Consider the following 21,825-nt stretch of genomic DNA (forward strand, 5'->3'; position numbering starts at 1 on the left):
CTGCGCGAACCAGTGCAGGCCGCAGCCTTGCAGGCGCGCACGCAGGGCCGCGACGGCCTCGGCGCGGGCGGCCACCGGCTGGCGCCGGCCGCTGGCTTGCTTCACGTCGCCGAGCCAGGCGCGCAGCAGCACGCGCCAGAACTGCGCGAGCGGCGGCACCTCGGGGCGCAATTCGAACGCTGACTCGTCCAGCCGCGCATCCCCCTTGTGCACGGCCAGCACGTGGCACCACAGCCCCCAGCGCTCGGTCGGCACCGGGCTGCGCGTGCCCGCTTCCGCCAGGCAGAACTTGCGGGCTTGTTCGAGGTGGGCCGGCGTGCGCTGGGCCAGCAAGGACAGCGGATAGCAAGGCGCCAGCGACGGCGGCAACAAGCCGGTGCGCTGGCGGCTTTCGGCCCGTAGCCGCTTGAGCGCAGCCTCGAAGCCCGCCTGGGCGGCTGGCCAGTCGCCTTCCTGCAATTGGGTAAAAGCACGCAGGGCGTCGCCATCGCCGCCGCTGGCGTTGCCCGTCGTAGCTAGCAAGGCCAGGGCCGCCGGGCGCTCGCCGGCGTACAGCCGGCCCTCGGCCAGCGCGGTGCGAATGGGGACCGGCAGCGCCTGCGGATCATCGGCGTGGCGGGCCAGTCCGTAATCCAGGTAGGGCTGCAAGCGGGGATCCCAGTCGAAATAGAGACAGTCCAGGATCGCCAGCAAGATGCGCCAGCGCCAGGGTGGCACCACCCGGTCCAGCAACGCGGCGTCGCCGCTGGCCAGCGCCGCTTCCACCAGCATTTCGGCGCGCTCGGCTCCCTGCCCCCAAGGCGCCAGCATTTCGCCGATCGCCGCCTCCGGGGCGCCTGAGAACAGCATCTCGCGCAGCCGCCTGGTGTGCATGCGGCCTGGTGATTCACGATGGGAGGCGGAGGGTCCAAACGGCGGCGGCAGGGTCACGGGCGGCAGTGGCGGCATACACAATGTGATGATTTTAGACCCCGGCGGGCCCGCGCCCGCGTTGGCACAGGGGGTCCCGGGGTTTACAATGTCTCTTTTGCATGGCTGGCGGCGCGCAGGGAGTGAACCATGTCGATGGCGGATCGCGACGGAAAAATCTGGATGGACGGCAAGTTGATCGAATGGCGCGATGCCAAGGTCCATGTGCTGACCCATACCCTGCATTACGGCATGGGCGTGTTTGAAGGCGTACGCGCCTACAAGACGCCGGCCGGCACCGCGATCTTCCGCCTAAAGGAGCACACCCGCCGCCTGTTCAACTCGGCCAAGATCTTCCAGATGCAGATGCCGTTCGACGCGGCCACGCTGGAGGCCGCGCAACGCGAGGTGGTCAAAGCCAACCAGCTCGAGTCCTGCTACATCCGCCCGCTGGTCTGGATCGGCTCGGAAAAAATGGGCGTCTCGGCCAAGGGCAACACCATCCACGTGGCGATTGCCGCGTGGCCGTGGGGCGCCTACCTGGGCGAGGAAGGCCTGGAGCGCGGCATCCGCGTCAAGACGTCTTCCTTCACCCGCCACCATGTCAATGTATCGCTGGTGCGGGCCAAGGCCAGCGGCTATTACATCAACTCGATCCTCGCCAACCAGGAAGCCACCAGCATGGGCTACGACGAAGCCCTGCTGCTGGATACCGAAGGCTACGTCAGCGAAGGCTCGGGCGAAAACGTGTTCGTGGTGCGCGACGGTGTGATCTATACGCCTGACCTGGCCTCGTGCCTGGACGGCATCACCCGCGACGCCATCCTCACCATCGCCCGCGACCTGGGCATCGAGGTGCGCGAGAAACGCATCACGCGCGACGAGGTGTACTGCTCGGACGAAGCCTTCTTCACCGGCACCGCGGCCGAGGTCACGCCGATCCGCGAGCTCGACGACCGCGTGATCGGCGAAGGCCGCCGCGGCCCGGTGACGAGGCGCGTGCAGGACGCCTTCTTCTGCGCGGTCGGCGGCACCAATGAACAATACAGGCACTGGCTGACCGTGGTCTGACGCCACCCCGGGACCCGAAAAGCCGCCAGGCAACCACGAACCGTTTAACCAGTTAACCAGTCATACTTCAGTCCATCCAACAGACTAAAGATTAAAAACGAAAGCCATCCCCGCAACACCATGACGCAAACCGCCTCCCTGATCGAAATCGGCGCGGAAGACCTTCCGCTGCACTGCCCCACCGGCAACACGCCGACCTGGAACTACCATCCGCGCGTCTTCCTCGACGTGACCGATACCGGCGAAGTGAAGTGCCCGTACTGCGGTACCGTCTACAAGCTCAAGCCCGGCACCGTGATCAAGGGTCACCACTGACACGGCCCACGCTTGACCGCACCACCCCGATGCTCCGGCCCGCCCTGTGGCGCGCTGGAGCGTCGGCGTGCGTGGCGCGCGCAGCTTGCGCCACGCCCACCCTTCCGGCAGCGCCCCATTCATGAAAAAAGCCCTCGTCATCGCCCCCAACTGGATCGGCGACGCCCTGATGGCGCAGCCGCTCTTCACCCTCATGAAAGCGCGCCATCCGCGCCTGCAGATCGACGCCCTCGCCCCTAAATGGGTGGCGCCGGTGCTGGCCCGCATGCCCGAGATCCACCAGGTCTTCCCCAGCGAGCTGGCGCACGGCAAGCTGCAGCTCTCGGCCCGCCTGATGTTCGCCCAGCAGCTCAAGAACGAAGGCTACGATGCAGCCTATGTGCTGCCGAATTCGCTCAAGTCCGCGCTGATCCCCTGGCTGGCCGCTATCCCGCTGCGCGTCGGCTATCGCGGCGAAGCCCGCTTCGGCCTGCTCAATATCCGCCACGGCAATCCGCCCCGCGACCAGCGCCCGCCCATGGTGGAGCACTACGCGCGGCTGGCGCTCAAGCCCGGCGCCCGCCTGCCGGAAAACCTGCCCGAGCCGCGCCTGCGGACCGATCCGGTGCGCATGGCCAAGACCGCCGAGCGATTCGGCATTGCGCCGCAGACGCGCCTGATCGCGTTCTGCCCGGGCGCGGAGTTCGGCCCGGCCAAGCGTTGGCCGGCCGCACATTTCGCCGAGCTGGCGCAGATGCTCAAGCGCTCGTTCCCGTATGCGCAAATGGTCACGCTGGGCTCGCCCAAGGACGCCGAGATCGCCGACGAGATCGTCAAGGCCGCGCCCTTCGTGCGCAACCTGTGCGGCCAGACCTCGCTGGACGATGCCGTCGACCTGCTAGCGATGTCGGAAGCCGCCGTGTGCAACGACTCCGGCCTGATGCACGTCACCGCGGCGCTGAACCGGCCACAGGTGGCGGTGTTCGGCTCCAGTGACCCGCGCCATACACCCCCGCTGTCGCAGGCTGCGAGTATCATGTGGCTGCAGCTCGAATGCAGTCCGTGCTTCAAGCGCGAGTGCCCGCTTGGCCACCTGCGCTGCCTGAAGGACATCGAGCCCGAAATGGTGTTTGTGGAGCTGCGCAAGCTCCTGCACCGGGCCTGAAGCGCTGACCCGCCGTTCGTGTTTATCCGGCCAACGAATCCCTGAGCCCAGTCCACCATGCCTCGTTTTGCCCGCCTGTTCGATTCCGCCGAAGACATCGTAGAAGCCTTTCGCGAGGCCATGAAGCTACGCGATGCCGACGGCGCGCTGCGCCTGTGGCTGGATGAGGACTCGGTTACCTGCGTGATGCCGGACGGCCAGCGCCTGATCGGCCATGAGCACCTGCGCCAGGCCTTTGCGCAGTTGCTGGACGTACAGCCAGTGCTGATCGACGTGATCGAGACCAGCAGCCATACCTCGATGGGCGTCGCCATCTTCGACGTGACCGAAGCCCTGCGCTTTGGCGACGACCGCGTCGAAGCCGACCTCTATGTGCACACCACCTATGTGCTGATGCAAAACCACGAGGGCTGGCGCCTGGCGCACATCCATTGCAGCCCGGCCAACGCCGCCCAGGTCGCGACCGTGAGCACGGCGCCAGGCCAGGCCCTCCACTAGGATTGGACGCGCGCGTGACGGGCCGGCCAGCCCGTCACGCCGCGCCGCTTGACCGCCTATCGCCTTGCAGGCATGAGCCAGCTTCCGCCTTCGCACCACCGGCCCGCGCCGGACGACCTCCGCGCCACCGACCCGTTCGGCGGCGGCCGCCGCATGCCCTGGTGGCTCGCCGGCGGCCACGCGCAAACTATCATTCCGGCACGCTTCACGCAGCGCCCGCCGCGCGTGGCCTTCAAGCGCGAGCGCTGGACCGCCCCGGACGATGACTTCGTCGACCTGGACTGGACCACGCACCCGGTCACGCCCGATACCCCGCTGCTGGTGATGTTCCATGGCCTGGAGGGCGACTCCGGCAGCCACTACGCGCAGGCCATGATGCATGCGCTGGCGGCGCGCGGCTGGCAGGGCGTGATCCCGCACTTTCGTGGCTGCTCGGGCGAGCTGAACCTGGCGCCGCGCTTCTATCACTCGGGCGATGCCGAGGAACTCCACTGGATCCTGGAGCGGCTGCACCGGCAGTATTGCGGCCACGGGCGCAAGCTGCTGGTGGTGGGCATTTCGCTCGGCGGCAATGCCCTGCTGCGCTTGCTGGGCGAACAAGGCAGCGCCGCGGGGCATATCAGCGCGGCAGCATCGGTCTCGGCGCCGCTGGACCTGGCCGGTGGCGGCGCGGCGCTGTCGCAAGGCTTCAACATGCTGTACACGCGCATGTTCCTGCAAACCCTGAAACGCAAGTCGCTGGCCAAGCTGAGCCAATATCCCCGGCTGTTCGACCGCGAGGCCATGCTCGCCAGCCGTGACCTGTACGCCTTCGACAATATCGTGACGGCCCCGCTGCATGGCTTTCGCGATACCGATGACTACTGGGCGCGCGCGTCCAGCAAGCCGGTGCTCGGCGAAATCAAAGTGCCCACGCTGGTGCTCAACGCGCGCAACGATCCCTTCCTGCCGGCGCGCCACCTGCCGGGTCCCGCTGATGTCAGCCCGCAGGTCTGGCTGGAGCAGCCCGAGCACGGTGGTCACGTCGGTTTCATGACACCGCGCGAAGATGGGCTGCGCGCGCTGCCGGTGCTGCCCTTTGCGGGGCATATCGAGTGGCTGCCAGCGCGCATCCTGCGGTTTTTCGACGCCGTGGCTTAGCGCTGTGGATTGGCGCCGAGGGTTAGCGCCGTGGAATTGTTTCGGGCCGCACCCGCGGCTCAGCGTCACCAGAACGAATGCGAGCAGGATGCCCGGACACGGGGGGTCCCGCAAGGAGGCACCGAAAATGGATGAGACAGTCAAGCAAGCCATGGCCCGCTGGCCCAACGTCCCCAACTGCTACGGCTGGCTGGCGCTGGACCGGCGCGGGCAATGGCGCCTGCGCAACGAGTACGCCCAGCAACACGGCCTGTCCGGCGATCCGATCCGCCACGAGGCGCTGATCGCCTTTATCGAGCGCAACTACCAGCGCGACGAGCGCGGTGGCTGGTATTTCCAGAACGGCCCGCAGCGCGTGTTCGTGTCGCTGGCCTATGCGCCGTGGATCGTGCGGCTGCACCAGGGCAAGCTGCGCACCACCTCGCAGCGCGCCTTCACGCTGCACGGCTGCCATGCGGACGAGCACGGCAATGTAGTGCTGGTGGGCACGGTGGAGGGTGAAAGCGCTGGCGGCCCGCAAGCCGCGCTGCTGCACGACCACGACCTGGATGGCTTTAGCAGCGCCTGCACCTGGCACGGCGAGGCCTGCGGCGGCAATCTCGGCGTGTTTCATTTCAACGGCGCCGACGTGCAGATCGAGCCGATCGCCGAGGACGAAGTGCCGGCGCGCTACGCCTTTATGCGCCAGCCGCAACCGCCTGCGGGAGAACAGGCGGCCTGAGCAGGCGGCCTGAGCCTGGGCGTCAGTTAGGCATGCCCTTGTTGTCCTGCTTTTCCTCGCGGTACTGGCGCTCCAGCTGGTGCAGCCGCGCATCGACTTCCGACAGCGTGTAGAAATCGCCGTCGCCTGCCTTGCGTGCGATCTGCAACTGCTCGATGGCGGCCTGGTAGGCACCATCCACGGCGTATTTCTCCGCCAGCGCCTGGTGCTGCTGCACGCGCCGGCCCTGCGCGGCATAGGCCCGCGCCAGCATGTCCCACCACTCGGAGCGGGCGATTTCCTCGCGCGTGCGCTCGCGCAGGAAGGTCACCGCCTGGTCCGTGCGGCCTGCGCCAAGCAAGGTCGCGGCATAGCTCAACGCCACCGCGTGCGACAACGGGAACGCTCTCATCGACGCCACCACCTGGTTCAGCGCGTCCTGCTGCCGGCCCTGGGCACGCGCCAGCTCGATCGCCATCACATCCAGCATGGGGCTGCCCGAGGTAGCGCCCGGGATCGTGCCGTACAAGCGGCGGGCTTCGGCCAGCGACTGCTCAGCCGCGGCATTGCGGCCCAGCCGCTGCTCGGCAAACGCGATGCCGTAGTGGAGCGCAGGCAGGCGCGCCGGCGAGGCCGACGCCAGTTGCGTCTGCAGCGCCGCGCGCGCGTTCTGCAGATCGCCAGGCGAGGTTTCCTGCAGGATGCGGGCGCGCATCCGCGCGAACTCATACTCCGGCGTGCTCGCCACGTGGCGCACCGCCACATGGCTCACGCGGTCCTGCATGTCGGCGATCCGCTCCGAGGTGAGCGGGTGGGTGCGCACGTACGATGGCACCGAGCTTTCCGAAATCCCCATCACGCGCTGCAGCCGCTTGAAGAAGTCGGGCATGCCCTGCGGGTCAAACCCGGCAGCGGTCATGATCTGGAAGCCAACCCGGTCGGCCTCGCGCTCGGCGCCGCGCGAGAAGGACAGCTGGTTGGACACCGCCGCCGCCTGCCCGCCCATGGCCAGCGCCGCGGCCGCGTCCCCGCTCTTGGTGGCGGCCAGCCCGGCCAGCACCATCGAGGCCAGCGCGATCCACATCGACTGGTCCTGCGTGGTGATGCCGCGCGCGATATGCCGCTGCATCACGTGGCCGATTTCGTGGCCCAGCACCGAGGCCAGCTCGGACTCGGTGTCGGACTGCACCAGCAGGCCGGTGTGCACGCCGATATACCCGCCGGGCAGCGCAAAGGCGTTGATGGTGCGGTCGCGCACCGCGAACAGCTCGAACCCCGTGGCAAAGGTGCCAGCGCCGGTGGAGCCGGAGATGTTCTGCCGGCGCGCCGCCTGCACCAGGCGATAGCCAAGCGCGTTCAGGTAATCGGCCAGCAGCGGATCGGACACGTAGTCCGGATCGCGCCGGATGTCGCGCATGATGCGGTCGCCCAGGCGCCGCTCCATGTCGGGCGTGAGCGACGCGGTGGACGGATCGCCCAGGTCGGGCAGCTGCACGCCGGAGGTCTCCACCACGGTGTTGTTGCTGCGCAGGCCAAAATCGGACTTCTGCCCCGCCTTCACGCTACGGTTCAGGTTGTCATAGACTTGGTCGCTGCCGTCGCGGCTATCGCTCCCCGCTGCGGCGGCGGCCGCTGCGGTACGCGTGGGGTCGTTGAGCAACGGGCGCTGCTGGGGCCAGGCGGGCAGCGCGATGGTCAGCGCCACCAGCGCCGCCAGCGAGCGGCGGGCAACGCCCACGGGCGTCCTGGAAGGCATGAGGCGCGCCTGGCGGACAGGCGAGGAGAGCGCTCCGGCGAGCGTTTGATTCTTGCGCATGTTGCTATGATAGCGGCCTCCGGAAGCCATTCCCATCGGGCGTCGCCCGGTCTTGCCACGCCCTGCCCCGGCATGCGCGGCAAACGCATCCGTCACGCATTCATTGCCCCGCATCCGCCAGGTCCACGCCATGAGCCAGCTCACCCATTTCGATTCCGCCGGACTAGCCCATATGGTCGACGTCGGCGCCAAGGCGCACAGCCACCGCGTGGCCGTCGCCACCGGCACCATCACCATGCTGCCCGCCACCTTTGCGCTGGTGCGCGACGGCACGGCCAAGAAGGGCGACGTGCTAGGCATTGCACGCGTGGCCGCCATCATGGCCACCAAGCGCACCTCCGACCTGATCCCGCTCTGCCACCCGATCTCGCTCACCAAGGTGGCGGTGGACTACGCCATGGACGAGGCCAGCGCCACCATCCGCTGCACCGTGCGCACCGAGACCCACGGCCAGACCGGCGTGGAAATGGAAGCGCTGACCGGCGTGCAGGTGGCGCTGCTGACCATCTACGACATGTGCAAGGCGGTGGATCGCGGCATGGTGATGGGGGATGTGAAGCTGCTGGAGAAGCATGGCGGGAAGTCGGGGGATTGGGTGGCGGAAAAGACCTAAGTATTTGATTTCGTTAGGTCATCTTCAGCCCACCCTTACTCCCCCTACTGCTTTCCACGCGGGCTCTCGATAGGTTCATTCCAGCCTTTCTGGGTGCACTAACAGTCGCAAATTCTTCGGTTTGTCCAACGTTTGACCAAGCGAGGCAAGCGATGGCATCAATAAGACGTAGGGGGAACACGTGGCAAGCCCGTGTTTCGCAGAAGGGATTCCCAGCGGGAGTCCGAACCTTTGACAGCAAAGCCGAGGCTGAGCGCTGAGCACGTGCCGTAGCGTCCGAGATGGACCGAGGTGTGCACGTTAGCCAACAGGAGGCCGAGAGGACCACCTTGGCGGAAGTCACTGGGCAATACATTGAGTAGGTCTCCCCGCTACCAAGGCCTTCCCCGCCTCGGCGAGAACCCGAGTTCTCAGTACCCTTGAGGAACAGGCATTGCTCGAAGCGGCCCAGCCAGTAGGTCGGCATAATCCTTGGCTATCCCCAGCTATCACGCTCGCAGTGGAAACCTGCAACCCATTGATTTTTATGAGCACCCCGCAGCTTGTCTGGGAACAACAAGCCAGCGGCCGACTGATGGTTGTTGACAGAGATTCACATTTTTTCGGATTCGTCTGATTTCATAAAACTAGTCTTTTCTGTATATCTGGCTAACCGCACAGATTGCCGTGCAACAACAGAGGGAGATGGATTGGACAGACCATCTTTATCCTCGCGTGCGCGTGGGCATGTCCCGCAGACCAAGCCAGACGATGAATAGGGAGATTGAACGATGAACGATATGCGAAACGCACTGCGTAACGGTGACCGGACTAGCACAAACGGCGTGTTAGTGGGCACCGGCACGATGTCCCATCACGGCGTCAACGTGGCGATCGAAGGCGACTTCGCAACCTGCCCGGCGTGCAAAAGTCGCGGCATGGTGATCAATGATTGCTTTCCGTCGTTCGACCTTATGGGGCAGCAAATTCTTGTGGAAGGTGCCCGCGTCAATTGCAAATGCCCGGTGAAACCAATCGTCATCGCCTCACAGAACGACTTCACCATCGAGGTAACCCGCGGCAACGGTATTCGCATGCCTGCCGATACCACCAGCACGCTGCCATCTGAGGCACGGAACAAGCTTGTGGAAAACGTACAAGGCAGTAAGCTTGCTGACGATCCGACCCGGATTTGCCCGAACATGACAAACGAGGAATTTGCTCGGCTCATGATAGAGCGGCGCAACAAAGCCGTATCCCTAGTCGATAAGCGACTAACGGAACTAAAGAGATGGTCGTCAGCCGACAGATTCCGGGTCTCGGAATGGTTCGGGTCTGATGATCCTTCTACCCGAACAAGCTTGACGGCGGGACTTGGTCGCCTACGCGGTGTTCTAGCTATGCTAACGCCCGACAATTTCGTCCGATACTCCGAAAGCGCGATGGCGCATGTCGGCTGCACCTCAAATTCCAAGAAGAAATTCGGAGTCGTAGCCGAAGTTTGCGCGCCGGACACGCGAACCCACACTATCGCGATCCATCTGGAATTCTGTGAGTTGCGGGATTATTCCTATACTGCGGATTCTCAGGTTTCAACGCTGATTCACGAAGTCTCGCACTTTGCCGATACCTTTGGTGCGCGAGATATTGAGTATTTCATGAGCGAGTGTTTGAAGTTCGCAAAAACTCGGCCCGAACTGACACTTCAGAACGCTGACAGCATTGCGGGGTATGTGATCTATGAGCGCGGCTAACATCGTTCTTGCGCTGTCTGCATTCTTGTCGATGCAGTGCGCGCATGCGTGCATGCCGGGCAAGAACATCGACGTTTACTTCACGTCCAACTCAAGTGTCGTGACCGCATCCGAAATGCTCCGCCTGGCGAACTGGATGGTCGATCAGCGCATCAAGTACCCGAGGCAAAAGGCCATCACGGTCGGGGGCTATGCCGAGGAAGGCGAGAGTAGCCCCAAATCTCTGGCGGCGGAACGTCTCCACGCGGTCGCGCGTACCTTGAAAGAGACGAACTTCAATCAGGTGCCTGTGCAAGAACACTTTGGCGTGTACAGGCCGGGCGATGTGAGCAACGGGAGGCGTGTCGAAATCTCCCTGCTTCCGGCCTGCCCTAACGAATGTTGCGGGCCAAGCGGAAAGTAGAAGAATCCACAGCGATGAGCAATGCAGTTCGCGGCATCGCTTCCGAAGTCGACGTGCTGGGCATTGCCCGCGTGGCCGCCATCATGGCCACCAAGCGCACCGCTGACCTGATCCCGCTATGCCACCCGATCTCGCTCACCAAGGTGGCGGTGGATTACGCCATGGACGAGGCCAGCGCCACCCGCCGCATGTGCCTGATCCGCATCGCCGATATGAGCCACCTTTCTTGTCAATCCTGACACAGTCCCGCGCCGGCGCCGCTTCCGCTGTAACAAGCGTAACGCCGCATTTCGCCAGAGGGCGGCGCGTCGCGGCTTGCGGCAAATTGGTATTCAATGCAGTTTAGGGGGCGCAAGCTGCGCTGCCGGCGGAACCACGTTCCGCGTCGATCCAAGGTGGGCAACATGAACGGGCGTAGGGTTGGCCAGCTTTTGCTGGTGTTGGCGGCGCTGGGCGCGAGCGGTACCGCGCTGGCGGGAAGAGGTGGCGGTGGAGGCTGGCACGGTGGTGGCGGATGGCACGGCGGCGGTGGCTGGCATGGCGGCTGGCACGGCGGCGTAGGCGTCTATATCGGCCCCGGGTTCGGCTACGGCTATGGCTGGGGCTACCCCTACCCGTACTACTACCCGCCCGGCTACGCCTATGGCCCCGCGGTCGTCGGGGTACCTGCATCGCCGCCGCAGTACATCGAGCAGGGCGAGGACGGCGCGATAGACATGGACAGCGGCGGTGTCGCGGCACCCGCGCCCCAGCAGCAGGCGTTTTGGTATCGCTGCGCCCGGCCGGATGGCTACTACCCGTACATCAAGGCTTGCCCCGGCGGCTGGCATAAGGTGCCGGCACAGCCACCCGCCTAGCGCCTGCTGCTTGCCTGATGCCCACCTGATCCCTGACAGGCAGGCAAGCTGAATGCTTGGAGCGCTCAAGGCGCGCTGCGCCGACGCGCGCGGACCATAATCGATGACCGAGGTACCGAGGTGCCGAGATGAAAGTCCTTAACCACTTCAACCGCCCCAGCCTGCCAATCCTGCTGAGCCTTCCGCTCGCGGCGATGGTGCTGGCCGGGTGCGCGGTGATGCCCAGCGGGCCAAGCGTGATGGTGCTGCCGGGCACCGGCAAGAACTTCGACCAGTTCCGGGCCGACGACAACAACTGCCGCCAGTTCGCCTTTGGACAGGTGGGTGGCGTCACCGCCAACCAGGCGGCCGCCAATAGCGCGGTAGGCAGCGCCGTGGTGGGCACCGCGCTGGGCGCGGCGGCCGGCGCGGCCTTCAATGGCGGCACGGGCGCGGCGGTGGGCGCGGGTGTCGGCCTGCTTACCGGCGCGGCGGTAGGGGCAGGCAGCGCCCAATATGCCGGCTATGGCAGCCAGCGCCAGTACGACGCTGCGTATGTGCAATGCATGTACGCAAGCGGCAACCGGGTGCCGGTCTACGGGCGCATGGCCTCGGCCCCGCGTCCGGCTGCTGCGCCAACGTATTACTATCCGCCTCCGCCGCCCCCGGGCTACGCCCCGCAATAAGCTGGCGCGGCGCAGCTTAGGAAGGCTCACCCCGGTTTGCGTTTAGCGCGCAGCTGCACCCAGTCGCAGAAATCCCGCGGCCGCGCCGCCGCGTCGACTTCGGCGCAGGCGCGGGCAAGTTCCGCGAACTGGTTAGCCTCATCCCCCGCAAAGTAAAAGCGCAGGCGCTCCAGCCACGCCCGGGCCTGCACCGGGTCGCCGGTCAGCGCCATCAGCCAGGCGGTGCGCGAGATCAGCGTCGGGGTCGGCAACAGGTGCACCGCGGCGATATGGGCGCCAAGCAACTGCGCCGCGTTCTCCGGCGTGATCTTGGCCTCCTCGATCGCATCCGAAGCGGCAGCCTGCCGGAACCAGAAGTTCGGCATCGGCAATGCGGCCCGGCGCTCGGCACGGGCGTACTCGCGTGCCTCCGCACGGCGGTAGTCCTGCCACATGGTCGTCAGGATGGCTGCCGCCACGCTGGCGAATGCCAGGCCCGCCAGCACGGCAAATCCGCGCGGCACGCGCAGCCGGCCAAACCCCGATGGCTCCAGCCAGCCCAGCATGAAGCAGAACGGCAATACAAAGTACAAGTAGTGCAGCGGGTACTCCAGCATCGAATGCGCGCACAGCATCGCCAGCCAGGTCAGCACCAGCCCCGTCTGCGCGCGCTCGCGCGCATCCCCGTGCCACAAGCGCTGGCGCGCCACGCGCCATAGCCACGCCAGCAGGCTCAGGAACACACCTGCCGCGCCGATCATGCCCATCTTGGCCAGCATATCCAGCACGGCATTGTGCGCATGCAGCGACATCTCGACTTTCACGCCCACCTGCGCGAGCTGCTGGAACTGCGCCCAGCCATACTCACCCCAGCCCACCCCAAGCCATGGGTGGGCGCGGAACATCGCCCACGCGTGCGTCCACATCGCGGCGCGCCACGAGAGCTGATCGCCCCCCTGCATCTGCGCCACGGTATCGAAGAGGCGCCAGTCCATCGCCTGTCCAGCGCTCTTGATCGCCGGCTGCAAGACCAGCAGCAAGACCACCATGGCCACCGCGGCAAACGCCAGCCCGGCGGGACGCCGCATGGGATTGCGCCCGGCGTGGCCGGCGCGCTGCATGCTGCCGGCGAACCCGCCCAGGTCGCCCGGACCGCCAAACGCCGCCCCGCCCCGCGCCATCCAGGCAGCCACCAGCGCATACACCGCGGCCAGCCCCACATGCAACACACCCGTGCGCGAGCCGGACAGCACGATGCCGCTCACCAGCAGCAACGCCGCCGCCAGCCACGCCGGCACCCGCAGCCACCCGCGCGCCGCCAGCCAGACCGCCGCCGCCAGCGCGATGCCCGCCACAGTCGCCTGGTGGTTAGGCTGGTTCAGGTTGCCCCACAAGCGGCGGTTGTCATCGTAAAAGTAAGTGGACACCATCCCCAGCGTGTCCAGCTCCAGGCCAAATACCTGCACCCATTGCGCCAGCGTGCCAAGCAACCCGGCCACCAGCCAGGCGATGGCCAGCACATCCACCATCGCCTGTCGCTCCACGGACGACGCGGCACGGCCCTGGCGCCAGGCGGCCCACATCGCCGCGGCGCCCAGCGCCAGCGAGAGCTCGGTCAGCAAGCGGCTGCCCGACACGTCGGCCATGCCGGTCAGCGTCTGCGTGATGCCGGTGGCGATCAGCCAGAGGGGAAAGAGGACGATCCAGGGGAACTGGGCGGGAGCGGCCTGGTAGGCCGTGCTCCTGCCTTGCCGCTGTGCCAAGGCGCCCAGCACGATGACGGCGAGCGCAAACAGCAATGCCGAAGTCCATTCGCCATAGAACGTGGCAAGCGGAAGCGTGTGCCGGGAGACCAGCAGCGGTAGCGTGACCGCTACGGCGAGGAAGCTGAGAGGGATGGCTGACCGGGAGGGCAGCATGCGGGGTGCCTTGTTATGCCTTGTGGGCAGAAGGCGGATGATAGCTTGGGGAGTGGGGAAAAAAAAAGCGCCCGAAGGCGCTTTTTCTGAATTTGCCGTTCGGTTAAATCCCGGTCTGTCCCTTAGTACAACCAGCGGCCGTAGCTGAAGCCCAGGTCACGGCGGAAGCAGTGATGGAAGGCGTAAACGTTACTACGCAGCCGCCAACTTGAGCCGAGCCAGTAAGCGTGATCACCCCCGCAGCGTATGCCACGGGAGTAGCTGCTGCCTCATACTTGGGAGCAGGCAGCGCAGTGAAGCCGACTCCAGTATTAGCAGCGCTCAGCGCAGCAAACGAGTCGCACGGTGCGCCGATCACCGCTGCGGGAGCCATTGCATTTTGCTGAACGCACTCTGCAATAGCCTGCTTCATCCCTGCAATTGACGTAACATTTTCAGTCCAGCGAGCACGCGTCACATAATCCTGATACTGCGGAATAGCAATCGCCGCCAAGATACCGATAATCGCAACCACGATCATCAGTTCGATCAGCGTGAAGCCCTTCTGGACTCGGCGGCCCAGTTTTTTCATTTGTTGCACCCGTTGCTGCATGATTGACCCCTCGAAGGAATTTTGGATACAAATCGAAACATCTTGTTTCATGTGATGCTGTACGTTCTTAGCACTTAGCGTGCCAGCGCCGCCAAGTCTTGATGTCTCGTCGGCGAGTGACAATTTTCGCCACTTCGGGCCCTTCCGGGTGTTGATCCCGCGCAAATTTTGTCACTAAGTATGACGCGGCGGGTCAGTAAACCCGCGCTTTGGCTTAAGTCAGTCTGAAACCGCACTGAAATCACCGCCACGTCTGCTACGTCGGCTGTGCTACGGCCCAAAAACAAAACGGGCGGCTCCCGGGCCACCCGTCTTTCCGGCAGCGCCCCAACGGGGCACCACCTCATCTACAAAGTCCGTCAGGCCGTCTGTGGCGCTCGCCTGCTCAGCAGCTTGCCAACCACCACCACCAGCGCGGCGCCGATCACGCCGAACACCAGGTGGGCATGCGGCACGTGCATCTCGAACCATGCTGCGTCCACCGGGTCGCTGACCAGCATTTCACCGGCCAGGTAGCCCAGCAGCGCGGCGCCCAGCACGATGATGATGGGGAAGCGGTCCATGACCTTGAGCAGGATGGTACTGCCGAACACGATCAGGGGGATCGACAGGCCCAGGCCCAGGATCAGCAGCATCAGCTGGCTGCCTTCCGGCCCCTTCTGCGCTGCGGCGGCCACGGCCACCACGTTGTCGAGCGACATCACCAGGTCGGCGATCAGGATGGTGCGGATCGCGGCCCAGATGTTGTCCTTGGCCGAGTGGCCTTCTTCGTCGTCATCGCCGGTGAGCAGTTGCACGCCGATGTAGACCAGCAGGATGGCGCCGACGATCTTCAGGTACGGCAGGCTCAGCAGCTTGACCGCGGCAACCGTGAGCACCACCCGCATGATGATGGCGGCGGCGCTGCCCCAGAAGATGGCCTTCTTCTGCTGGGCGGGCGGGAGGTTGCGGGAGGCCAGCGCGATCACCACGGCGTTGTCGCCGGATAGCACGATGTTGGTCAGGATGATGGATCCCAACGCAATCCAGAAAGCGGTGGAGGACAGCAGTTCCACGGTAAAGCTCCTCGAGTTTCTTAAATTATGATTCGAACGCCACATTGCGTCACCAACAACTGTGCCGCATGCGGAATTTCGGATGTCTGAGTCTTCAGACATGAAGATTTACCGTATCAAGCTTTCGATTCGGTTTCAATCGGCATGTCGCGCACCTTGGGAGATACCCTAGGTAACGGTACTCCAGAATGACATGCCCCCGCACGGAGGCGGGGGCATGGAGAGCTGGTGTGCGGTCGCAGTCACGCGAGCGCTCCGGCTCCGGCAAGCTTTCCCGCCCGGAGGCGGGAGGCTGCAGATCGGTATTTACAGGATCGACTTGAGCAGGCGAGCCATTTCCGACGGGTTCTTGGTGACCTTGATACCGCAGGCTTCCATGATTTCCAGCTTGGCTTGCGCCGTGTCGGCACCGCCCGAGATCAGCGCGCCGGCGTGGCCCATGCGCTTGCCCGGAGGCGCGGTCACGCCAGCGATGAAGCCAACCACCGGCTTCTTCATGTTTTCCTTGATCCAGTAAGCCGCGTTGGCTTCGTCCGGACCACCGATTTCGCCGATCATGACCACGGCGTCCGTTTCGGGATCGTCGTTGAACATCTTCATGATGTCGATGTGCTTCAGGCCGTTGATGGGGTCGCCACCAATGCCGACTGCCGACGACTGGCCCATGCCCAGCGCGGTCAGCTGACCGACTGCTTCATAGGTCAGCGTGCCCGAGCGCGACACCACGCCGATGCGGCCCTTGCGGTGGATGTGGCCCGGCATGATGCCGATCTTGATTTCGTCAGGCGTGATCAGGCCCGGGCAGTTCGGTCCCAGCAACAGGGTCTTCTTGTTGCCCTTGGCCATCTTGTCCTTGAGCTCCATCATGTCGCGCACGGGGATGCCTTCGGTGATGCAGACCACCAGGTCCAGGTCAGCGTCAACGGCTTCCCAGATGGCGGCAGCGGCGCCTGCGGGCGGCACGTAGATCACGGACACGGTGGCGCCGGTCGATGCCTTGGCATCCTTGACGCTTGCGTAGATGGGAATGCCTTCGAAGTCTTCGCCCGCCTTCTTCGGGTTCACGCCGGCAACGAAGCAGTTCTTGCCGTTGGCATAGTCGCGGCAGCCACGGGTGTGGAACTGGCCGGTCTTGCCGGTGATGCCCTGGGTGATGACCTTGGTGTCTTTATTAATCAGAATCGACATGCTGTAATCCTTTGCTTGGCTCAAAGCAGCGCGCGAAGGCCTGGCCCCGGCGCGCTGCTGGCGTTCGTGTTCGCGTCTGGCTTACTTGCCCGCGGCAGCAGCCACGACCTTCTGGGCAGCTTCTTCCATGGTATCGGCGGCGATGATGGGCAGGCCCGAGTCGGCCAGCATCTTCTTGCCGATCTCTTCGTTGGTGCCCTTCATGCGCACGACCAGCGGCACGGACAGCGACACGGCCTTGGATGCAGCGATCACGCCTTCGGCGATCACGTCGCAACGCATGATGCCGCCGAAGATGTTGACCAGGATGGCCTTCAGGTTCGGGTTCTTCAGCATCAGCTTGAAGGCTTCGGTCACCTTCTCGGTGGTGGCACCGCCGCCCACGTCCAGGAAGTTGGCCGGCTCGCCGCCGAACAGCTTGATGGTGTCCATGGTGGCCATGGCCAGGCCAGCGCCGTTCACCAGGCAGCCGATGTTGCCGTCCAGCGAGATGTAGGCCAGGTCGAACTTCGACGCTTCGATTTCAGCCGGATCTTCTTCGTCCAGGTCGCGGTAAGCGACGATTTCCGGGTGGCGGAACAGGGCGTTGGAGTCGAAGTTGAACTTGGCGTCGAGCGCGATCACCTTGCCGTCGCCGGTCAGGATCAGCGGGTTGATTTCAGCCAGCGAGGCGTCGGTGTCCCAGAATGCCTTGTACAGGCCTTGCAGGGCCTGGCGGGCTTGCGCCACGCTTGCGTCGGGCACGCCGATCTTGCGAGCGATGTCGTCAGCGTCCGCGTCGAGCAGGCCGGCCGACGGATCGATGATCAGCGTGTGGATCTTTTCCGGGCTGTGGGCAGCGACTTCTTCGATGTCCATGCCGCCTTCGCTGGAGGCCATCAGGGCGACCTTTTGCGAAACGCGGTCAACCACCAGGCTGACGTACAGTTCCTTCTTGATGTCAGCGCCTTCTTCGATCAGCAGGCGGTTGACCTTCTTGCCTTCCGGGCCGGTCTGGTGCGTGACCAGGGTCATGCCGAGGATGTTGGTGGCGTAGGTCTTGACCTCGTCGATGCTCTTGGCCACCTTCACGCCGCCGCCCTTGCCGCGGCCGCCCGCGTGGATCTGCGCCTTGACGACCCATACCGGGCCGCCCAGTTGTTCAGCAGCCTTCAGGGCCTCTTCGACCGAGAACGCGGGGATGCCGCGCGGAACCGGCACATTGTATTTGCGCAGGATTTCCTTGCCTTGGTACTCATGGATATTCATGCGTGTTTCCTTTCGGGTAGGCGTAAAAGTGTGGAGATGGAATCTCGGCGGACTGCAGGCCGGCCTGGCTTAGCCAGAAGTGCCGGTTGACCTGCGCGACATGGCGCCGTCGGCGGGGGCGGCGAGCGCCTCCGCTGGCTGCGCCGCCGGGGTCGATGACCCTTCGGTCTTGATCCTCGGTTTTGGCTGGTGACCATACCAGCGGGGGTAAAACTGGCGTACGACCTCGCCTTCGAAATGCAGGGCATGGCAGCCGTGCAACTGGTAAGGCGGTTCGGTACTGGTGTCTTCGGCACCGCCGTCGCGAATGTTGAACACATCGCCGGCGAATGCCTGGATCGCGGTGGTCGGCAACACGCCGGCCAGCTCGGTCAAATGCGTGCATCCGGCCACGCCCGACAGGCGCTCTTTCACCGACTTGCGGAAACCCTTCATCAGGTTCAGGCCGATCAGCTTGTGGTAGGCCGGGCCGATGGTGTCGCACTGGCCGGGATAAGGCACCCAGTCGGAACAGGCATCGGCGTCCACGACGTTCATGCGCAGGTCAATGGTGACGCGCAACCACAAATCGTGCAGCGGCTCACCCACCGGGCGCACACCGCCGCCGGCCAGCGGAATCTCGCGCGGCTTGGTGTCAGTCAGGCGCGCTTCGATGTCCCATAGGCCGTCGTCCCTAAGATAAGCCTCCGCCGTGATGGCACGACGGTGACGCAGGGCGCGATTGACGGGCGGGGAAAGCGGCATAACACCAGGCAGGAGCGGGAGAAATGGACGGCTGGGCCGGAAAACCGCAGGATTTTAACATGCCGGACAACGTTGGCCGGGAACAAACTGCGCGCGGCGCTGTTGTCGGGGATTGTCGAGCGACGGGCAAGCCCCGCGCATGCGGAAAAATCACGGCATTGCGGCGGAAACGGCCTAAGGCACAAGGCATGAGCAAGGCGTGAGCAAGGCGCGAAGATTCGGAATACGCCTACTCGCAAAGCAGGTATGCGCCCGAAACCGGTGCAGGACATGGCAGTAACATCACCGCGACATCACTGCGGCATCACTTGAACTTGAGGCTGCCACGTCGGCGGACGTCAATCACTGCCATCCAGCCACTCATCTGCCCCTTTTATCACCTGGCTCACCACCGAGCGGGAAAAGCCGCGGGCGACCATAAAGCGGATCTGCTTGGCCTTGTCTTCCGGCGTGGCGGGCGGCGTGCCAAAACGCTTTTGCCAGACCGCGCGGCCGCGCTCCAGCTCCGACCCGCGCAGGCGATCCTGCAGGTCGGCGAGTTGATCTCCGCCGAGCTGATGGGTGCGGGCTTCCTGCATCACGCGGGCGGCGCCATAGCGGGCCGCGCGCCGGTGCACCAGGCTGTCGACAAAGCGCGCGTTGGATAGCCAGTTCTCGCGCTCCAGCGCATCCAGCAATTGCTCGAGTGCCTCGGGAGACTCGGCATGCGGGGCCAGCTTGCGCGCCAGCTCCGCCCGGCTGTGCTCGCGCCGCGACAGGTAGCCGACAGCGCGGGCTTTCAGGGAGAGAGGAGGACGGGTAGCCATGGGGAAGGCGCGCTTGAACACTGCGCATTATCAATGCGTACTATCAATGCGCTTTATCAATGCGTTATATGGATGCGCTTTGAAAATGCAAACCGGGGCGGCGCGCGTCGCTGCGCGTGCCGCCCCGGGATGGGGATCGCGGCCGGGAATGCCCCGGCCAGCGAAGCTCAGTCTTCGGCGGTGGCCACGGCGCCGGCGGTGGCCGGCGTGCCGTTCATCAGGACCACGCCCAGCGACTCGCGCACCTTGTTCTCGATCTCGTCGGCGATGTCCGGATTTTCGCGCAGGTATTCACGCGCGTTGTCCTTGCCCTGGCCGATCTTCTCGCCCTTGTAGCTGTACCACGCGCCCGACTTCTCGACGACCTTGGCGTCCACGCCGAGGTCGATGATTTCGCCCTGGCGCGAGATGCCCTGGCCGTAGAGGATGTCGAAGAAGGCTTCGCGGAACGGCGGCGATACCTTGTTCTTGACCACCTTGACCTTGGTTTCGTTGCCGATCACCTCATCGCCCTTCTTGATCGAGCCGATGCGGCGGATGTCCAGGCGCACCGAGGCGTAGAACTTCAGCGCATTGCCGCCGGTGGTGGTTTCGGGCGAGCCGAACATCACGCCGATCTTCATGCGGATCTGGTTGATGAAGATCACCAGGCAGTTGGTGCGCTTGATGGTGCCGGTCAGCTTGCGCAGTGCCTGGCTCATCAGGCGGGCCTGCAGGCCCGGCAGCGAATCGCCCATCTCGCCTTCGATTTCGGCCTTGGGCACCAGGGCCGCCACCGAGTCGATCACGATCAGGTCGACCGAGCCCGAGCGCACCAGCGCGTCGGTGATTTCCAGTGCCTGCTCGCCGGTATCGGGCTGGGAGATCAGCAGGTCGCCGACAGACACGCCGAGCTTGCCGGCATAGTTGACGTCGAGCGCGTGCTCGGCATCGATAAAGGCGCAGGTGCCGCCCAGTTTTTGCATCTCGGCCACGACCTGCAGCGTCAGCGTGGTCTTGCCCGAGGATTCCGGACCGTAGATTTCCACCACGCGGCCGCGCGGCAGCCCGCCGACGCCCAGCGCGATGTCCAGGCCCAGCGAGCCGGTGGACACGACCTGGATATCCTGGTCGATGTCGGCTTCGCCCAGTTTCATGATCGAGCCCTTGCCGAACTGCTTCTCGATCTGGGCCAGCGCGGCCGCCAGCGCCTTCTGCTTTTCGGCGCTTACGCCAGCACCCGCCTTCTTGCCGTCATCCATGGTCGTCCTTCCGTCAATGGTGTATAAATAGGCCGCATGTGGCGCGCTGCCTGCTTTTGCGGGTAACCGCCCGACCCGCGCCGCGCTGCGAACTCCTGATGACAATGAACCTGGCAGCAGGGGCAAACATTGGGCAAACGCCGGTAATACGTTCGTTACTAAATTCAGTACGATCCGGCCCGCTCACTGCGCGACCGGATCAAGCGAGTACTGTATAAAAAAACAGTATGCTTGGCAAGTCCCGCACGCGTCATTTGATGTAAAGCGACGACTAAGCCGGGCCAGGGTGGAGACAACCATGCGTATTCTGATCGCCGAAGATGACGATGTGCTGGCAGACGGCCTGACGCGCTCATTACGTCACTCCGGCTATGCCGTCGACCATGTCGCCAGTGGGGTTGAAGCCGACTCGGCGCTCTCGACCCAGACCTTCGACCTCCTGATCCTCGATCTCGGCCTGCCCCGCATGCCCGGGCTGGAAGTGCTCAAGCGCCTGCGCACGCGCGGCGCCATGCTGCCGGTACTGATCCTGACCGCGGCCGACGGCGTCGATGAGCGCGTCAAGGGCCTGGACCTGGGCGCCGATGACTACATGGCCAAGCCCTTCGCCCTGTCCGAGCTGGAAGCCCGCGTGCGCGCGCTGGTGCGGCGCGGCGCCGGCGGCGGCGCCACGCTCACGCACCACGGCCCGCTGGCCTTCGACCAGGTTGGCCGCATCGCTTACCTGAACGAGCAGATGCTGGATCTCTCCGCGCGCGAAGTCGGGCTGTTGGAGATCCTGCTCACCCGCACCGGGCGGCTGGTATCGAAGGAGCAGTTGGTCGACCACCTGTGCGAATGGGGCGAAGAGGTCAGCAACAATGCCATCGAAGTCTACGTGCACCGGCTGCGCAAGAAGATCGAGGTGGGCGGGATCCGCATTGCCACGGTACGCGGGCTGGGCTACTGCCTGGAGAAATTCCAGGCCGCCGTGGCGCACGACTAGAAAGCGCCATTAAAATCAAAATCAGAATCGGCATCAGCGCCGTTTCCCTTTGACGGCATGCCGGCGACGCCGCCAAGACCTGCCCGACCACCTCCTCCCCATGAGCCTGCTGCGACTGCCCCGGCGGCGGGGGGGGGGGGGGGGGGGGGGGGGGGGGGGGGGGGGGGGGGGGGGGGGGGGGGGGGGGGGGGGGGGGGGGGGGGG

General features: G+C 64.9%; 21 protein-coding genes and 1 pseudogene. 13 read left to right on the forward strand and 9 right to left on the reverse strand.

Annotation, left to right across the window (positions count from 1 at the left end; translation table 11 throughout):
* Positions 1-1,059 precede the first annotated feature (1,059 nt).
* From AC1Q7Q_RS39075 to AC1Q7Q_RS39100, 6 genes are all read left to right on the forward strand, one after another.
* A complete protein-coding gene (locus tag AC1Q7Q_RS39075) occupies positions 1,060-1,980 on the forward strand; it encodes a branched-chain amino acid transaminase (RefSeq protein WP_492373802.1) in 921 nt (306 codons plus the stop codon).
* A gap of 120 nt (positions 1,981-2,100) precedes the next feature.
* Positions 2,101-2,295 carry a zinc-finger domain-containing protein gene (locus AC1Q7Q_RS39080; protein WP_006158072.1) on the forward strand — a complete coding sequence of 65 codons (195 nt, stop codon included), beginning with the start codon at positions 2,101-2,103 and terminating at the stop codon, positions 2,293-2,295.
* 121 nt (positions 2,296-2,416) lie between these two features.
* Entirely contained in the window at positions 2,417-3,439 is a 1,023-nt protein-coding gene (waaF, locus tag AC1Q7Q_RS39085; RefSeq protein WP_183034520.1) for a lipopolysaccharide heptosyltransferase II, read from the forward strand.
* A gap of 57 nt (positions 3,440-3,496) precedes the next feature.
* Complete coding sequence (locus tag AC1Q7Q_RS39090; RefSeq protein ID WP_150991864.1) at positions 3,497-3,937, forward strand: YybH family protein; 441 nt, start codon at positions 3,497-3,499, stop codon at positions 3,935-3,937.
* 72 nt (positions 3,938-4,009) lie between these two features.
* Positions 4,010-5,077, forward strand: coding sequence for a YheT family hydrolase (locus AC1Q7Q_RS39095; RefSeq protein ID WP_492373801.1), 1,068 nt, complete (start codon positions 4,010-4,012; stop codon positions 5,075-5,077).
* A gap of 127 nt (positions 5,078-5,204) precedes the next feature.
* Positions 5,205-5,798 (forward strand): DUF2946 family protein, encoded by a 594-nt coding sequence (locus AC1Q7Q_RS39100; protein ID WP_492373800.1) that lies wholly within the window; start codon positions 5,205-5,207, stop codon positions 5,796-5,798.
* Between the two features lie 22 nt (positions 5,799-5,820).
* Here the strand turns inward: AC1Q7Q_RS39100 and AC1Q7Q_RS39105 are convergent, their stop codons facing one another.
* Positions 5,821-7,533 carry a M48 family metallopeptidase gene (locus AC1Q7Q_RS39105; RefSeq protein WP_492373799.1) on the reverse strand — a complete coding sequence of 571 codons (1,713 nt, stop codon included), beginning with the start codon at positions 7,531-7,533 and terminating at the stop codon, positions 5,821-5,823.
* A gap of 190 nt (positions 7,534-7,723) precedes the next feature.
* Here AC1Q7Q_RS39105 and moaC point away from each other — a divergent pair, with 190 nt between their 5' ends.
* The 6 genes and pseudogenes from moaC (at position 7,724) to AC1Q7Q_RS39135 (ending at position 11,864) form a co-directional block, all read left to right on the forward strand.
* Positions 7,724-8,206, forward strand: coding sequence for a cyclic pyranopterin monophosphate synthase MoaC (gene moaC, locus AC1Q7Q_RS39110; RefSeq protein WP_492373798.1), 483 nt, complete (start codon positions 7,724-7,726; stop codon positions 8,204-8,206).
* Between the two features lie 770 nt (positions 8,207-8,976).
* Positions 8,977-9,939 (forward strand): M35 family metalloendopeptidase, encoded by a 963-nt coding sequence (locus AC1Q7Q_RS39115; protein ID WP_492373797.1) that lies wholly within the window; start codon positions 8,977-8,979, stop codon positions 9,937-9,939.
* Positions 9,926-10,342: a hypothetical protein gene (locus AC1Q7Q_RS39120; RefSeq protein WP_492373796.1), complete on the forward strand. Its 417-nt coding sequence runs from the start codon at positions 9,926-9,928 to the stop codon at positions 10,340-10,342. Before AC1Q7Q_RS39115 ends, AC1Q7Q_RS39120 begins: the two co-directional genes overlap by 14 nt.
* Positions 10,343-10,374: 32 nt before the next feature.
* Positions 10,375-10,524: pseudogene (locus tag AC1Q7Q_RS39125) on the forward strand (cyclic pyranopterin monophosphate synthase MoaC); the annotation flags it as partial.
* Positions 10,525-10,746: 222 nt separating this feature from the next.
* Positions 10,747-11,199, forward strand: coding sequence for a hypothetical protein (locus tag AC1Q7Q_RS39130; protein ID WP_492373795.1), 453 nt, complete (start codon positions 10,747-10,749; stop codon positions 11,197-11,199).
* A 194-nt stretch (positions 11,200-11,393) separates the two neighbouring features.
* Complete coding sequence (locus AC1Q7Q_RS39135; RefSeq protein WP_492373806.1) at positions 11,394-11,864, forward strand: hypothetical protein; 471 nt, start codon at positions 11,394-11,396, stop codon at positions 11,862-11,864.
* Positions 11,865-11,890: 26 nt separating this feature from the next.
* Here AC1Q7Q_RS39135 and AC1Q7Q_RS39140 read toward each other — a convergent pair whose 3' ends face one another.
* The 8 genes from AC1Q7Q_RS39140 to recA form a co-directional block, all read right to left on the reverse strand.
* Positions 11,891-13,762: a Wzy polymerase domain-containing protein gene (locus tag AC1Q7Q_RS39140; RefSeq protein ID WP_492373794.1), complete on the reverse strand. Its 1,872-nt coding sequence runs from the start codon at positions 13,760-13,762 to the stop codon at positions 11,891-11,893.
* A 103-nt stretch (positions 13,763-13,865) separates the two neighbouring features.
* Positions 13,866-14,333: a pilin gene (locus AC1Q7Q_RS39145; RefSeq protein ID WP_492373805.1), complete on the reverse strand. Its 468-nt coding sequence runs from the start codon at positions 14,331-14,333 to the stop codon at positions 13,866-13,868.
* A 380-nt stretch (positions 14,334-14,713) separates the two neighbouring features.
* Entirely contained in the window at positions 14,714-15,409 is a 696-nt protein-coding gene (locus AC1Q7Q_RS39150) for a TerC family protein (RefSeq protein ID WP_006158059.1), read from the reverse strand.
* Positions 15,410-15,715: 306 nt separating this feature from the next.
* Positions 15,716-16,597 carry a succinate--CoA ligase subunit alpha gene (gene sucD / locus AC1Q7Q_RS39155; protein ID WP_043343904.1) on the reverse strand — a complete coding sequence of 294 codons (882 nt, stop codon included), beginning with the start codon at positions 16,595-16,597 and terminating at the stop codon, positions 15,716-15,718.
* A gap of 81 nt (positions 16,598-16,678) precedes the next feature.
* Positions 16,679-17,845, reverse strand: a complete 1,167-nt coding sequence (gene sucC / locus AC1Q7Q_RS39160; RefSeq protein WP_043343899.1) for an ADP-forming succinate--CoA ligase subunit beta — start codon at positions 17,843-17,845, stop codon at positions 16,679-16,681.
* A 69-nt stretch (positions 17,846-17,914) separates the two neighbouring features.
* Positions 17,915-18,589, reverse strand: a complete 675-nt coding sequence (locus tag AC1Q7Q_RS39165) for a DUF2889 domain-containing protein (RefSeq protein ID WP_492373793.1) — start codon at positions 18,587-18,589, stop codon at positions 17,915-17,917.
* A 338-nt stretch (positions 18,590-18,927) separates the two neighbouring features.
* Positions 18,928-19,395, reverse strand: a complete 468-nt coding sequence (recX, locus tag AC1Q7Q_RS39170; protein WP_183034509.1) for a recombination regulator RecX — start codon at positions 19,393-19,395, stop codon at positions 18,928-18,930.
* Positions 19,396-19,562: 167 nt separating this feature from the next.
* On the reverse strand, positions 19,563-20,636 hold the full coding sequence (gene recA / locus AC1Q7Q_RS39175; RefSeq protein ID WP_150991883.1) for a recombinase RecA: 1,074 nt from the start codon (positions 20,634-20,636) through the stop codon (positions 19,563-19,565).
* 298 nt (positions 20,637-20,934) lie between these two features.
* Here recA and AC1Q7Q_RS39180 point away from each other — a divergent pair, with 298 nt between their 5' ends.
* Positions 20,935-21,621, forward strand: coding sequence for a response regulator (locus AC1Q7Q_RS39180; RefSeq protein WP_006158053.1), 687 nt, complete (start codon positions 20,935-20,937; stop codon positions 21,619-21,621).
* Positions 21,622-21,825 lie beyond the last annotated feature (204 nt).

The organism is Cupriavidus sp. GW823-FHT07A04 (assembly GCF_058794615.1).